This window comes from Methylobacterium sp. WL64 (genome assembly GCF_008039945.1).
GTDB lineage: Bacteria > Pseudomonadota > Alphaproteobacteria > Rhizobiales > Beijerinckiaceae > Methylobacterium.
This window is the reverse complement of record NZ_VRVA01000018.1, coordinates 1-14,955: the sequence shown is the minus strand read 5'-3', so window position 1 is coordinate 14,955 and position 14,955 is coordinate 1. Positions and strand designations below refer to the sequence as shown.

Sequence of the window (14,955 nt, the reverse complement as noted above, 5' to 3'; positions counted from 1 at the left end):
GACCCATGACGACATTTCAGTTCGTAAGTTTCCTCGCTGTTCCGCTTGCGGGGCTTGCCCTTGGATTTGGCATGTTGTGGCTGACCGGCAAGGCGCATTGAGCAGTCGAACAACGTCCAAAATCATCGATCCAAGGCGGTTCGGAGTTTCGCGCGACAAGCGCGGCCGTTGACGCCGCGTCTGGCCCCGGCTTTGCTGGAACGGCCCAGTCTCTCGCCGAGACCTCAAGGCCACGAAAGCCCCGGACCCATGCCCGCCCTCGAACGGATCCGCGCCTTCGCCGACACGATGACCGCGTGGCGGCACGATCTCCACGCCCACCCGGAGCTGCTCTACGACGTGGAGCGGACGGCGGGGTTCGTGGCGGACCAGCTCCGGGCCTTCGGCTGCGACACGGTGGAGACCGGCATCGGCCGGACCGGCGTGGTCGGGGTGATCCGCGGCAACGGCCGGAGCTCGAACCGCGCCATCGGGCTGCGCGCCGACATGGACGCCCTTCCGATCCAGGAGGTCCGGGACCTGCCCTACCGCTCCACGGTGCCGGGCACGATGCACGCCTGCGGCCATGACGGGCACACCACGATGCTGCTCGGGGCGGCCAAGTACCTCGCCGAGACCCGGGACTTCGACGGCGCCGCGGTGCTGATCTTCCAGCCGGCCGAGGAGGGCGGCGGCGGCGGAGAGGCGATGGTCGAGGACGGCCTGATGGAGCGGTTCGGGATCGAATCGGTCTACGGGATGCACAACATCCCCGGCATGGCGGTCGGCACTTTCGCGATCCGGCCGGGGCCGATCATGGCGTCCACCGACCGCTTCACCCTGACCATCGAGGGGCGGGGCGGCCACGCGGCGCTGCCGCAGAACGCCGTCGACAGCGTGCTGGTGGCGAGCCACGTGATCATCGCCCTGCAGAGCATCGTCGCGCGCAACCTCGATCCACTCGAATCCGCCGTGGTCTCGGTCTGCGCGCTCGAGGCCGGCGAGGCGTTCAACGTGCTGCCGCAGAGCGTGACCATGCGGGGCACCCTGCGCACGCTGTCCCAGGCGGTGCGCAGCCAGGTCAAGGCACGGATCGAAACCCTGGTGACCGAGGTCTCCGGGGCCTTCGGCGCCACCGGCGTGGTCGAATACGGGTCGAGCTACCCGGTCACCGAGAACCACCCGGCCGAAACGGAGTTCATGGCCGGCGTGGCCGAGGCGCTGGTCGGCGTGGAGAATGTCGACCGGACCGTCGCGCCGATGATGACGGCGGAGGACTTCTCCTACATGCTCGGCCGCCGCCCCGGCGCCTACATGTTCATCGGTAACGGCGACAGTGCCTCGCTCCACCACCCGCACTACGATTTCAACGATTCCGCGACCCCGTACGGGGCGTCGCTGTGGGCGCGCCTGATCGAGGCGGCGCTGCCCCGGACGGTTTGACCGGCGGCGTGACGGACGGCGCGGGCCCGGCGGGCCCGGACCCTATCCCGCTCCCGACCCTGCGGCAGGCCGTCCCGGTCTGGATGCGGGTGGCGGCCCTGTCGTTCGGCGGCCCCGCCGGGCAGATCGCCGTGATGCACCGCATCCTGGTGGACGAGCGGCGCTGGATCTCCGAGCGGCGCTTCCTGCACGGGCTCGGCTTCTGCACGCTCCTGCCCGGCCCGGAGGCGCAGCAACTCGCGACCTATATCGGCTGGCTGATGCACGGCCCCGCCGGCGGCCTCGTCGCGGGCGGGCTGTTCGTGCTGCCGGGGTTGCTCGCCCTGATGGGCCTGAGCTGGCTCTACGTTCTGTACGGCGCGGTCGACCTCGTCGCCGGACTGTTCTTCGGGCTCAAGGCGGCGGTGCTCGCCATCGTGCTGCACGCGCTCTGGCGCCTCGGCGGCCGGGCTTTGCGCGGACGGGCGGATCGGCTCATCGCGGCGGCCGCCTTCGTGGCGATCTTCGTCCTGGCGGTGCCGTTCCCTCTGGTCGTGGTCGCGGCGGGCGCCCTCGGCCTCGTGCTGGGACGCAGGCCCGCGCCGGCCTCCGCCGAAACCGAGGCGGGCGATGAGGGCGGGTTCCTGATCGGCCAGGCGATGTTGTCGCGCGAGCGTGCGGGGCCGGAGGAATCCCTGCGCGTCGCCGCCCTGTGGCTGGCGATCTGGCTCCTGCCGGTGGCCGCCCTGCTGCTCCTGCCCGGGCCGCCCCCGGTCTTCGGGCAGGTGGCCGTATTCTTTGCCAAGATGGCGGTCGTGACCTTCGGGGGGGCCTACGCGGCGCTCGCCTACGTCGCCCAGCAGGCGGTGGAGCATTACGGCTGGCTGCGGCCCGGTGAGATGCTCGACGGGCTGGGGCTCGCCGAGACCACCCCGGGGCCGCTGATCATGGTGCTCCAGTTCGTCGGTTTCCTGGCCGGCTATCGGGCGCCCGGCACCCTGCCGCCGCTGCTGGCGGGAACGCTGGCCGGGCTGCTGACGACCTGGGTCACCTTCGCGCCATGCTTCCTCTGGATCTTCGCCGGGGCACCGCTGATCGGGCGCCTGCGCGGCAGCCGCCTGCTGGCCGGCGCGCTGTCGGCGATCACAGCCGCGGTGGCGGGGGTGATCCTCAACCTCGCGGTCTGGTTCGGGCTGCGGACGCTGTTTTCCGAGGTCCGGTCGGTGCCGCTCGGGCCGCTGCGCCTCGACCTGCCCGTGCCCGCCAGCCTCGATCCCGCCGCCCTGGTGCTGACGCTGGCGGCGGTGCTGGCGGTGTTCCGGTTCGGCCTCGGGGCGCTGCCGACCCTGGCGCTGTGTGCCGGGGCCGGGATGCTGCTGCGGCTGTCGGGCTTGGCCTGACCGGCGCGGTCAGGCCCCGTAGCGGGCCTTGAGCAGCGCGTAGGTCAGCCGGGCGGTCTGGACCTCGCCGCCCTCCGGCCGTCCCGGCTTGGTCGCGGGGTTCCAGCCGTAGAGGTCGAAATGGCCGTGCGCCTTGGTCTTCGGGGCGAAGCGGCGCAGGAACAAGGCCGCGGTGATCGCCCCGGCGAACGGGCCGCCCGAGACGTTGTTGAGGTCGGCGACCTTGGAGTCGAGCAGGCTCGCGTAGGGGGCGTGGAGCGGCATCCGCCAGATCGGGTCGATCGCGCGCCGCCCCGCCTCCGAGACGGAGGCCGCCAGGGCCTCGTCCTCGGTGAAGAACGCCGGCAGATCCGGCCCGAGCGCCACCCGGGCGGCGCCCGTCAGGGTCGAGAAGTCGAGGATCAGCGCGGGCTCCTCGGCGTCTGCGAGCGCCAGCGCGTCGGCCAGGATCAGCCGCCCCTCCGCGTCGGTGTTGCCGATCTCGACGCTCAAGCCCGCCCGGCTGGGCAGCACGTCGCTGGGGCGGAAGGCGTTGCCCGAGACCGCGTTCTCCACCGCCGGGATCAGCACGCGCAGGCGGACCCGCAGGCCCCCGCCCATGATCATGTCGGCGGCCGCCAGCGCCACCGCGGCACCGCCCATGTCCTTCTTCATCAGCAGCATCGCGGCGGAGGGTTTTATGTCGAGCCCGCCGGTGTCGAAGGCGACGCCCTTGCCGACCAGGGTCACCCGCGGCGCGTCCGCCGGTCCCCAGGTCAGGTCGATCAGGCGTGGCGCCCGGGGCGAGGCGACCCCGACGGCGTGGATCAGGGGGAATTCCCGCGCGAGCGCCTCGCCTTGCGTCACGTCGATCGACGCCCCGTGGCGCTCGGCCAGCGACCGGGCGGCGGCCTCGATCTCGGCGGGTCCGAGATCGTTGGCGGGGGTGTTGATCAGGTCGCGGCCCATCGCCACCGCGGCGGCGACCCGCGCGACCTCGGCCCCGTCGATCCCGGCCGGCGCCGCCAGCCGCGCCTTCGTCCCCCCGGAGGTCCGGTACCGGCCGAAGCGGTAGCTGCCCATCAGCCAGGCCAGCGCGGCCTCGGCCGGGTCGGGGGCGTTCTCCAGGCGAAACGTCTTGTCTGGAAGCAGGGCGGGTAGCTTGCCGGCGATCAGTCGGTCATAGGTGGCCGCCTCCGGATCGCCGAGGCCGAACAGCACCCGCGCGAGACCACCGTCCGGGCCCGGCAGCAGCGCCAGGCTCCCGGCCTTCGGCTTGAAGCCGATTGTTTGCGCGAAACGCCTGTGCGCCGGTTCCAGGGCCGCTTCGGCCTCGCTCCAGGACGCCGTCGTCACCAGGGTGACCGGAACGGACGGCGTGTCGGCGGGCAGCAGGGCGGCGTGCGTCGCGGGGATGTCGGCCTGGGTCATGTGCCTCTCGTGCGGCGGTCGGGCCGGCAGCGGCTTAACCGGTGGTTAGGGTTAACGCTCTATCACCGGCCGGCCGGGAGGGTGAAGCGTGGGTCGGAGCCCGCCCGGCCAGTGCCGGCGGAGCGCACCATGATGACGGCCCCGATCCGGGTCACCACGACCCTGGCTTCCACCCGCGGCCTCGCCGCCGCGGCCATCGTGGCGCTGGGCCTCGCCGGCTGCAACACCCGTTCCCCCGAGACCACCGGCTCGATCGGCGATGTCACCGTTCGGTCGGTCGCGCCGCGCCAGGAGGTCGCCTCACGCCAGGATCTCGACGGGCTGGCCGAACGCTTCAACGTCAATCCGGGCGACGGACGCGCGGCCCTTGCGTATGCCCGCGCCCTCCGGTCGAACGACCAGGCGGCCCAGGCCTCCGCGGTGCTGCAGCAGGCGGCCCTGCGCAACCCGCGCGACACCTTCATCCTCGGCGCCTACGGCAAGTCGCTGGTGGAGGCCGGTCGCTACCGCGAGGCGATCGACGTCCTCGCCAACGCCCATTCCCCGGCCTCGCCCGACTGGCGCATCCTGTCGGCGCAGGGCTCGGCCTCCGCGCAACTCGGTGAGCAGGCCCGGGCCCAGAGCTTCTACGAGGCCGCGCTCAAGATCCGGCCGAACGAGCCGTCGCTGCTGTCGAATCTCGGCCTGTCCTACGCGCTGTCGCGCAACCTCGACCAGGCCGAGCAGACCCTGCGGCTCGCCGCCGACCAACCCGGAGCCGACGCCCGCGTCCGCGCGAACCTCGCCCTCGTGCTCGGCCTGAAAGGCCGATTCGCCGACGCCGAGACCGTCCTGCGCCGGGACATGGGTCCCGATGAGGCCGCCTCCAACGTGGCGTCCCTGCGCAAGCTCGCCGCTCAGCCGAATCGGTTCAAGGCGTTGTCGGGGGCTCCGACGCCGGAGCGGGGGTGACGGCTATCCCGCGACGGTGACCGTCCGGAGCTGCCGCGCGCCTTCCGGATCCCGCTGCGGGCTATGATGCTTCCGGTTCGCCGACGCATGAGGGCATCCGTCGGGCCCAGGCGGGTTTCCCCCTCCCACAGAAGGGGAGGGGAGGTCCGTGCGGCTGCCGTCCCGCTTCCCGGCACGATGCGCGCCTTCCCCCGGGATGCTGCGGCACGGAACCCGCTCCGGCGCCCGACAGGGTAGCGCGGCTGTCATCGCAACCCGGTAGCGGCCAGATTCGAAAAGTTCTATATCGGGATCTGGCTGCGCCGCGCGGCTCCACGGGCGTCCAAATCGCCCCCGCGCATCGTCCTGCCCGGGCACTCCCGGGGCGGCGCGCGCCCGTCGGGCGCTACACAGGCCGAACACAGACTTCGTAGCGCAGGTTTTGCCTGCGCGTGTTCGACAACCCGCAGCGAGGATTGAACCAGCCGTGCCATCACTCGACAGCTACAAGGCCCGCCAGACGCTCGAAGCCGGCGGCAAGACCTACACCTACTACTCGATCCCCGAGGCCGAGAAGAACGGCCTCGCCTCCGCCACGGCGCTGCCCTTCTCCATGAAGGTGCTGCTGGAGAACCTGCTGCGCTTCGAGGATGACCGCTCCGTCCGCAAGGCCGACATCGCCGCGACGGTCGGCTGGCTCGCCGAGAAGGGCAAGGCCGAGGTCGAGATCGCCTTTCGGCCCGCCCGGGTGCTGATGCAGGACTTCACCGGCGTCCCGGCCGTGGTCGATCTGGCGGCCATGCGCGACGCCATGGTGGCGCTCGGCGGCGACCCGCAAAAGATCAACCCGCTGGTGCCGGTGGATCTGGTCATCGACCACTCGGTGATCGTCGACGAGTTCGGCACCCCCAAGGCGCTGGCCGACAACGTCGCGCTGGAATACTCGCGCAACGGCGAGCGCTACACCTTCCTGAAGTGGGGCCAATCGGCCTTCGACAACTTCTCCGTGGTCCCCCCGGGCACCGGCATCTGCCACCAGGTAAACCTGGAATACCTGGCCCAGACCGTCTGGACGAAGTCCGAGGACGGGGCCGAGATCGCCTATCCCGATTCGCTGGTCGGCACCGATTCGCACACCACCATGGTCAACGGCATGGCGGTGCTGGGCTGGGGCGTCGGCGGCATCGAGGCCGAAGCGGCCATGCTCGGCCAGCCGCTCTCGATGCTGATCCCCGAGGTCGTGGGCTTCAAGCTGTCGGGCAAGCTGCCCGAGGGCACCACCGCCACCGACCTGGTGCTCACCGTCACCCAGATGCTGCGCAAGAAGGGCGTGGTCGGCAAGTTCGTGGAGTTCTACGGCCCCGGCCTCGACGACATGGCGGTCGCCGACCGGGCCACGATCTCCAACATGGCCCCCGAATACGGCGCCACCTGCGGCTTCTTCCCGATCGACCGGCGCACCATCGACTTCCTGAAAGTCACCGGCCGCGCCGACGACCGGATCGCCCTGGTGGAGGCCTACGCCAAGGCGCAGGGCATGTGGCGCGACGCGAACACGCCCGACCCGGTCTTCACCGATTCGCTGCAGCTCGACATGGGCGAGGTCCGGCCTTCGCTGGCCGGCCCGAAGCGCCCGCAGGACCGGGTGCTGCTCGACGCCGCCAAGCCGGGCTTCGCGGCCTCGATGGAGACCGAGTTCAAGAAGGCCGCCGACCTCGCCAGCCGCTACGCGGTCGAGGGCACGAACTTCGACATCGGGCACGGCGACGTGGTGATCGCGGCGATCACCAGCTGCACCAACACGTCGAACCCCTCCGTGATGATCGGCGCGGGCCTGCTCGCCCGCAACGCCGTCGCCAAGGGCCTGCGCTCCAAGCCGTGGGTGAAGACCTCGCTCGCCCCCGGCTCGCAGGTCGTCGGCGAGTATCTCGAGAAGTCCGGCCTGCAGGAGCCCCTCGACGCGCTGGGCTTCAACCTCGTCGGCTTCGGCTGCACCACCTGCATCGGCAATTCCGGGCCGCTGCCGGAGGCGATCTCCAAGGCGATCAACGACAACGACATCGTGGCCGCCGCGGTGCTCTCGGGCAACCGCAACTTCGAGGGCCGGGTGAACCCCGACGTGCGGGCGAACTACCTCGCCTCGCCGCCGCTCGTCGTCGCCTACGCGCTCGCCGGCTCGATGCAGATCGACATCACCACCGAGCCGCTGGGCCACGGCTCCGACGGCAAGCCGGTCTACCTGCGGGACATCTGGCCGTCGTCCGCGGAGGTGCAGCAGTTCATCGAGGAGAACATCACCTCGGAGCTGTTCAAGCGCCGCTACGCCGACGTGTTCGGTGGCGACCAGAACTGGAAGGACGTCGAGGTCACCGAGGCCGAGACCTTCGCGTGGAACCCCGGCTCCACCTACGTGCAGAACCCCCCTTACTTCGTCGGCATGGAGAAGACGCCCAAGCCCGTGGAGGACATCGAGGACGCCCGCATCCTCGGGCTCTTCCTCGACTCGATCACCACCGACCACATCTCGCCCGCGGGCAACATCCGGGCGGCCTCGCCGGCCGGCGAGTACCTGCAGGCCCACCAGGTCCGGGTGCAGGACTTCAACCAGTACGGCACAAGGCGCGGCAACCACGAGGTGATGATGCGGGGCACCTTCGCCAACATCCGCATCAAGAACCAGATGGTCCGGGATCCGTCCGGCACCGTGGTCGAGGGTGGCTGGACGCTGTTCCAGCCGTCCGGCGAGAAGATGTTCATCTACGACGCGGCGCAGAGATACGCCGAGAGCGGCACGCCGCTCGTCGTCTTCGCCGGCAAGGAGTACGGCACCGGCTCGTCGCGCGATTGGGCGGCCAAGGGCACGAAGCTGCTCGGCATCCGCGCCGTGGTGGCCGAGAGCTTCGAGCGCATCCACCGCTCGAACCTCGTCGGCATGGGCATCGTCCCGCTGGTGTTCCAGGGCGAGACCTCCTGGGCGTCGCTCGGCCTGAAGGGCGACGAGACCGTCACCATCAAGGGCCTGTCGGGTGAGCTGAAGCCGCGCCAGACCCTGGTTGCGGCGATCACCGCGGCCGACGGGTCGAAGATGGAGGTGCCGCTCACCTGCCGGATCGATACGCTCGACGAGCTGGAATACTTCCGCAACGGCGGCATCCTGCCCTACGTGCTGCGCTCGCTCGCGGCCTGATCCACGACGGGCGGCGTCCGCGCCGCCCACTCGGTCTTTCAGAGGCGGCGCCCCCGGGGCGCCGCCTTCTTTTTGGCTTGGATGAGCACGTTTCGTTTGCGCACAACCTTGTTTGACGCGGCCAGCGCCCCATAACCCGGCTCCTGAAGCCAGGATGGGACCCCCGATGAAGCATCTCAGCAAGACCCTCGCCGCCGCCGGATTGACGGCCCTCCTGTCGAGCGCGGCCTTCGCCGCCCAGGTCGAGCGCGTCCGCGGCACCATCGACAAGGCCGAGGGCACCACCCTCACGATCAAGACCGAGGACGGCAAGTCCGAGACCGTGGATGTCGGCGGCGCGAAGTTCGCCTGGGTGGTCCCGTCGAGCCTCGATGCGATCAAGGACGGCGTCTTCATCGGCACCGCCACCAAGGGCGAGAACCCGATGACCGCACTCGAAGTCGTGCTGTTCCCCGAGTCGATGCGCGGCACCGGCGAGGGCCATTACGGCTGGGACACGATCACCGACCAGACCGGCGGCGCCGGCTCGAAGGTGAAGAGCGCCATGACCAACGGCACCGTGAAAGCCGAGACCGCCAACGCCCCCAAGGTGAAGAGCGCGATGACCAACGGCACCGTGAAGGCCGACAAGGCGGCGTCGGGCGGTGAGCGCACCCTGACGGTGAGCTACGGCAAGGACGGGTCCAAGGAGATCGTGGTGCCGGCCTCGGCGCCGATCGTCGCCTTCGAGCCGGCCGACAAGGCGATCCTGGCCCCCGGCTCCAAGGTTTTCGCAGTCGTCGCCAAGGACGGCGCCAAGGCCGAGGGCAAGCTCGTGGCGGTCGGCAAGGACGGCCTGACCCCGCCGATGTAAGGTTTGGGAGTCTCGCGCGCCGCGGTCGGCACGGCTGGCTGCGGCGCGCGGGTTGTTCATCGACGCGGGCGTTCTCTTGGTTCCCGGGGCATGGCCGGCCGCGCGGAGGGTTCTGTGGCAACGCTCGCTGTCGCGGGACACCGGCGGCGATCGCACACATCGTCGGCACGAAGCGGCGTTGCGCACCAGCGAGAGATTTGTCGCCCACGCGCTGAGGCTGGCGACAGCTCCGAACCGCGCTGGATTTGTCGACAACCGACGAAGAATAATATTATTAGGGTGTGGAACCGTTTTTCATAGAAAAATATGTGAGAACGGATTGGTGAGATCTACGAAATATCTACTATGACGCCCGTATCTACGCCGTGGTCCAGGCTATTTTGGCCGTTGATGTTTTCGCGATGATACGAGATATCCTGGATCGAGTTTTCAAGATGCGGGATCGGCACGATGAAATTGTTGCGTGACGCAAAAATTCTCGTGAAATTTGCCATTCCGCTCGTCATCGTGGCTTTGGCCGCCGGAGGATTGATCGTCTACGCGCGTGCGAGTCTGATCGCCCAATCGGCCCAGACCCGGCAGATCGTCGATGTCCAGGCCAACCGCCTCGCGATGATCCTCGGCCTCCAGATCGATTTCGGTGAGATCGCCGTCCAGGCGCGCAACCTCGTCCTCGAAACGCGCGAGTCGCAGATGGCGGGGTACCAGACCCTCATCAAGCAGAACACGGCGCACGCGTTCAGCTTGCTCGATGCCCTGATGCAGATGGCCGACACGCCCGCGCGGCGCTCGGCCGGGGAGACATTGCGGCAGATCCTGACGGCGTTCGGTGCGGTGGTCGACCGGGTCGCCGCGAGCGCGGAGCGCGGGGAGGCCGAAGCCGCCAGCGCCATCCTGCTGGCCGAGGGCAATCCGCTCCGGGCCAAGCTGGTGGAGATGATACAGGCTCGGGTCGATGTCCTGAAAGGCGACCTTCAACGGGAGCGGGACGAGTCCGAGGAGGTGGCCTCCCGGGCGACCCTTCTCCTGGTCGCGGCGGCAACAATCGGCCTTGCCGTCGCCATCGGGGCGGGCGTCGCCGTGGTCGTTCTCGGCGTGACGGCCCCGCTCAAACGGCTGGTCCAGACCCTCGAGCGCATGGGGCGCGGAGAGACCGACAGCGAGATCCTCGAGGCCGCCCGCGGCGACGAAATCGGTGCCGTCGGGCGCGCCGTGGAAGGGATCAAGCGCTTGGTCGCCGCGGAGGCTGCCGAGCAGGCCGAGATCCGGCGTCGCGCCGATCAGGCAGCCTCGTCCGAGCGCAGGCGTGCCCGTGCCGAGCTGGCCGACAGCTTCGAGCAGACCATGGTCGGCATCGTCGACACCGTCTCGACATCGGCGAGCGCGCTGCAGACAGCCGCCCAGGACATGACCGACACCGCCAGCCTGGCGGCGATGCAGGCCGCCACCGTCGCCTCGGCGGCCGAGGAGGCGGCCGGGAACGTCCAGACGGTCGCGGCCGCCGCGGAACAGCTCGGAACCTCGGTGCAGGAGATCGGACGTCAGGTCACGGGCTCGGCCGGGCTCACCCGGATCGCGGCCCAGGAGGCCGGGCAGACCACCAAGCTGGTTCAGGCCCTGAGCCAGACCTCGGCGAAGATCGGCGAGATGGTCGGGCTGATCGCCGACATCGCCAACCGGACCAACCTGCTGGCGCTCAACGCCACCATCGAGGCGGCGCGCGCCGGCGAGGCGGGGCGGGGCTTCGCCGTGGTGGCGACGGAGGTCAAGGCGCTCGCCGGCCAGACCGCCCGGGTCACGGACGAGATCACCGGCCAGGTCGGCGCGATCAGGGCCGTGACCGAGAATGCCGTGGCGGCCATCGGTGGGATCACCAGCCGCATCGGCGAGATCGACGGCGTCACCGCCAGCATCGCGGCCGCGGTCGAGCAGCATTGTGCCGCGACCCAGGAGATCGTCCGCAACGTCTCCGAGGCCGCGCTGGGGACCGGTGCGGTCACGAGCAACATCGTCGGCGTCGCGGATGCGTCCGAGCGGACCGGGGCGGCCGCGACCCAGGTCCTGGGGGCGGCCGCCACGCTCTCGGACCAGTCCGGGCGCCTGAACGCCGAGGTGTCCCGCTTCCTCGCTGGAATCCGGGCCGCCTGAGGCGGACCCGGTGTCTGGCAGCCGTCAGCCCGCGAGGGCGACGGTGTAGTCGGCTTCGGTCTTCGCGCGGATCTCGTCCTCGGTGACGCCGTCGGCGAGCTCGATCAGTTTCATGCCGCCGTCGCCCTTCTTGTCGATCTCGAACACCCCGAGATCGGTGATCACGAGGTCGACCACCTGGGTTCCGGTGAGCGGCAGGTCGCAGGCCTTGAGCAGCTTTGCGCTTTCGGTGCCGTCCTTGTTCTTGGCGACGTGCTCCATCACCACGATGACGCGCTTCACCCCGGCGACGAGGTCCATCGCGCCGCCCATCCCCTTCACCATCTTGCCGGGGATCATCCAGTTGGCGAGGTCGCCGTTGCCGGCCACCTGCATGGCGCCGAGGATCGACAGGTTGATGTGCCCGCCCCGGATCATCCCGAAGGAATCCGCCGACGAGAAGTAGCTCGTGGTCGGCAGCGCCGTGATCGTCTGCTTGCCGGCGTTGATCAGGTCCGGGTCTTCCTCGCCCTCGTACGGGAAGGGGCCCATGCCGAGCATGCCGTTCTCGGATTGCAGCTGCACCGACATGCCGTCGGGGATGTAGTTCGACACCAGCGTGGGGATGCCGATGCCGAGGTTCACGTAGAAGCCGTCTTCCAGTTCCTTGGCGGCGCGCGCCGCCATCTGCTCGCGGGTCCAGGCCATCGTTCTATTCCCTTTCCCTCGACTAGTGGGGGCCGCCGCCGGCGGCGGCCGCCGGCGTGCTGTCGCCGCGCTTGCGCGTGGTGCGCTGCTCGATCCGCTTCTCGCGCGCGCCGACGTCGATGATCCGCTTCACGAAGATGCCGGGGGTGTGGATCGTGTCCGGGTCGATGGTGCCCGGCTGCACGAGGTGCTCCACCTGCGCCACCGTCATCGTGGCCGCCGTGGCCATCATCGGGTTGAAGTTGCGGGCGGTCATCCGGTAGCGGAGGTTGCCCTCGGTATCGCCGGTATGGGCGTGCACGATGGCGAGGTCCGCGAACAGCCCGCGCTCCATCACGTAGTGCTCGCCGTCGAACTCCCGCACCTCCTTGCCCTCGGCGACCTTGGTGCCGACGCCGGTCTTGGTGAAGAAGGCCGGAATGCCGGCGCCGCCCGCGCGGATGCGCTCGGCCAGGGTCCCCTGCGGGTTGAACTCGATCTCCAACTCGCCTCCGAGATACTGCCGGGCGAACTCCTTGTTCTCGCCGACATAGGACGAGATCATCTTGCGCACCTGCCGGGTGTCCAGGAGCTTGCCCAGGCCGACCCCGTCGATGCCGGCATTGTTCGACACGATGGTCAGGCCCTTGACGCCCGAGGCGCGCACCGCCTCGATCAGCTCGTCGGGGATGCCGCAGAGGCCGAACCCGCCGCACATGACCATCATGTCGTCGCGCAGCAGGCCGGCCAAGGCCGCGGTGGGATCCGTGTAGACCTTCTTCATCGAACCGTCCTTTTCTCGTCCGGTCTGGCCCGGTCGAAATCTTGGGAACTACGTTTCCTCGGCCCGCTGTCCCCGATTCCGCGGCCGAAATCCAGTGCCGGTGCACACGGCCCGCATGGTGTCCGGGGCGATCCGTAACCCGCGAGCCTGGGGAGAGCGGGGTCGCCGGGCGGGGCCCCCGCAGACAAGGCGTCCCGAGCGCGCTATGAGGTTAACGCAACGAGCAGACCCTACCGGGCCGCGACGGCTTGAGGGGGCTGGCGCCGCACCCGGCCCCTGGCCGCGCCTGCGGCTCGCCCATCCGGAGCATGATGTCGCCGCGCCGCCCCATCTTCGTTGCCGCCCTTGGATGCCTGGTCCTCGCAGGGCTCGGCCTGCAGGACTGGTCGGTCGACGGCGGCCGGGCGATGACCTTCGCGGGTTCCGCACTCGATGAGTACGGCCTCGCGCTGACCGCCGAGGGGCCCGCGCACCTCACGCTCCTCCCGATTCCCCGCCTCAGCCTCGAGCGTGTCCGCCTCGCTGCCGGATCCGCCGGGTCGACGCTTGCGGAGGGCGGCCGCCTGACGATCGAGCTCGATCCGATCGGCCTGCTCGCCGGCCGCGCCGCCCTTGGCGGGTTGCGGCTCGACGCGGCGCGCCTGTCGCCGGATGCCGCCGCCTGGCGCGAGCCACTGGCGCGGCTGGCCGGACGGATGCGGGCGGGCGCGACCCAGCACCCGCGCCGGATCGCCCTCAACGGCGCCCGGGTCGGCGACGGCACGGACGCCCGGGACATCGACATCGATCTCGCCTGGCCGTTTTGGAGCGCGACCGCCGAGGCCCATGCCAGCATGACCTGGCGGGGCGTGCCGACACGGATCGCCCTGGCCCACATGCTGCCGGCCTATATCGCGCAGGGCCTGCGCACGCCGTTCACGGCGACGGTGACTTGGCCGGATGGCAGCCTGGCGGCCGAGGGGACGGCAGGACCGCCATCCGACGGCGGCGGCCTGCCGGTCCTGGCCGGGCGCGCCCGGTTCGAGAGCCGTGCGCTCCCCAGGACCCTGGCCTGGCTCGGGCGCGACGCACCGCTCGCCGCCCTCGCCGGCACCTTCTCGCTCGACGGACGGTTCGAGACCGGGGACAGGTCGGTGTCGTGGCCGAGCCTGCGAGTGGGGCTCGGCGACGACGTCCTGGATGGGGCCGGCGCCGTGACTCTCGGGGCGGAGCCCGAGCCGCGCCTCTCGGTCCAGGCCACCCTGGCGGCCGAGACGCTCAACCTGTCGCCGCTTCTCGCCGACCTGATCCGGCTGTTCCAGGCCGAGCCGGCCTCCCTGGCGCTGGGACCACTGACCGGTGGCGATCTCGACCTGCGCCTCTCCGCGGCCGAGGGCCGCGTCGGGCCGGTCCTGGCACAGGACCTCGCCGCCAGCATCCTGGTGCGGGACGCGGCCGTGGAGGTCGCGGTGAACCGGGCGCGCGTGCAGGACGGCATGCTCAAGGGGCGCGTGACCCTGGCGAGCGCCGCGGATCCGGCCGAGACCGACGTGCGGATGCAGGGTAGCCTCGACCGGGTCGATATCGGTTCCCTGCTGGGCGAGATCGGCGCGGGACGCTGGCTGAGCGGCCCGCTGCAGGGCCAGTTCAGCCTGGAGGGTAGCGCCCGCGACAGCGGCTCCCTGCTCGCCAGCCTCGGCGGCCGCGCGACCCTCTCGGTCGATGGCGGTGCGATCACGGGGCTCGACCTGGCGGAGCTCGTCCACCGCAACGGTGCGGTGCCCACCGGGGCGCTGGCGCGCCGGAACGGCCGGACCGCCTTCGAGCGTGCCGCGATCACCCTGCGCTTCTCCGACGGGATCGGCGAGTTCGCCGAATCCGGCCTGCGGGGCCCGAGCGTCGGGGCGAGCCTGCAGGGTCAGGTGTCGCTGCCGGGCCGGCGGATCGCGGCCCGGGGCGACTTGGCGCTGCGACCGCTGGCCGACCTCCCGGGCCGCGGGCTGCTGTTCGAGGTGACGGGTCCGTTGGATGCCCCCACGGCGCAGATCGTGTCTCAAGGCGAGGCGATGCTGTCCGATCCCTTCAAGGTGCCGGCCGCCCTCGGGCTGAGCGGTGCCGCCCGCGCCTACGCACCCTGACCCCGATCTCCGCGCCTGCCGCCCGACCCTGAGCTCCGGCCCCGAACCCCTCCGTGACC

The 14,955-nt window shown here is 70.5% G+C and carries 10 protein-coding genes; 7 read left to right on the top strand and 3 right to left on the bottom strand.

Annotated elements, in window-relative coordinates:
- The first annotated feature begins 249 nt into the window (after positions 1-249).
- Entirely contained in the window at positions 250-1,422 is a 1,173-nt protein-coding gene (locus FV242_RS11345; protein ID WP_147938992.1) for a M20 aminoacylase family protein, read from the top strand.
- Between the two features lie 83 nt (positions 1,423-1,505).
- Complete coding sequence (chrA, locus tag FV242_RS11340) at positions 1,506-2,801, top strand: chromate efflux transporter (protein ID WP_246692670.1); 1,296 nt, start codon at positions 1,506-1,508, stop codon at positions 2,799-2,801.
- A 9-nt stretch (positions 2,802-2,810) separates the two neighbouring features.
- Here the strand turns inward: chrA and FV242_RS11335 are convergent, their stop codons facing one another.
- Entirely contained in the window at positions 2,811-4,211 is a 1,401-nt protein-coding gene (locus tag FV242_RS11335) for a M17 family metallopeptidase (RefSeq protein ID WP_147938990.1), read from the bottom strand.
- A 129-nt stretch (positions 4,212-4,340) separates the two neighbouring features.
- Between FV242_RS11335 and FV242_RS11330 the strand changes: the two genes are divergently transcribed.
- The 4 genes from FV242_RS11330 to FV242_RS11315 all read left to right on the top strand — a co-directional run bounded on the left by FV242_RS11330 (position 4,341) and on the right by FV242_RS11315 (position 11,329).
- Entirely contained in the window at positions 4,341-5,162 is an 822-nt protein-coding gene (locus FV242_RS11330) for a CDC27 family protein (RefSeq protein ID WP_147938989.1), read from the top strand.
- A gap of 466 nt (positions 5,163-5,628) precedes the next feature.
- Positions 5,629-8,328, top strand: a complete 2,700-nt coding sequence (gene acnA / locus FV242_RS11325; protein WP_147938988.1) for an aconitate hydratase AcnA — start codon at positions 5,629-5,631, stop codon at positions 8,326-8,328.
- Positions 8,329-8,494: 166 nt separating this feature from the next.
- Positions 8,495-9,181: a metal ABC transporter permease gene (locus FV242_RS11320; RefSeq protein WP_147938987.1), complete on the top strand. Its 687-nt coding sequence runs from the start codon at positions 8,495-8,497 to the stop codon at positions 9,179-9,181.
- Positions 9,182-9,631: 450 nt separating this feature from the next.
- Positions 9,632-11,329 (top strand): methyl-accepting chemotaxis protein, encoded by a 1,698-nt coding sequence (locus FV242_RS11315; protein WP_147938986.1) that lies wholly within the window; start codon positions 9,632-9,634, stop codon positions 11,327-11,329.
- A 24-nt stretch (positions 11,330-11,353) separates the two neighbouring features.
- Here the strand turns inward: FV242_RS11315 and FV242_RS11310 are convergent, their stop codons facing one another.
- Together FV242_RS11310 and FV242_RS11305 are read right to left on the bottom strand one after the other, a co-directional pair.
- Complete coding sequence (locus FV242_RS11310; protein ID WP_147907540.1) at positions 11,354-12,016, bottom strand: CoA transferase subunit B; 663 nt, start codon at positions 12,014-12,016, stop codon at positions 11,354-11,356.
- A 22-nt stretch (positions 12,017-12,038) separates the two neighbouring features.
- On the bottom strand, positions 12,039-12,779 hold the full coding sequence (locus FV242_RS11305) for a CoA transferase subunit A (protein WP_147938985.1): 741 nt from the start codon (positions 12,777-12,779) through the stop codon (positions 12,039-12,041).
- Between the two features lie 311 nt (positions 12,780-13,090).
- On the opposite strand from FV242_RS11305, the gene FV242_RS11300 reads away from it, so the two are divergent.
- Positions 13,091-14,896 carry an AsmA-like C-terminal region-containing protein gene (locus FV242_RS11300; protein WP_147938984.1) on the top strand — a complete coding sequence of 602 codons (1,806 nt, stop codon included), beginning with the start codon at positions 13,091-13,093 and terminating at the stop codon, positions 14,894-14,896.
- The last annotated feature ends 59 nt before the right edge of the window (positions 14,897-14,955 follow it).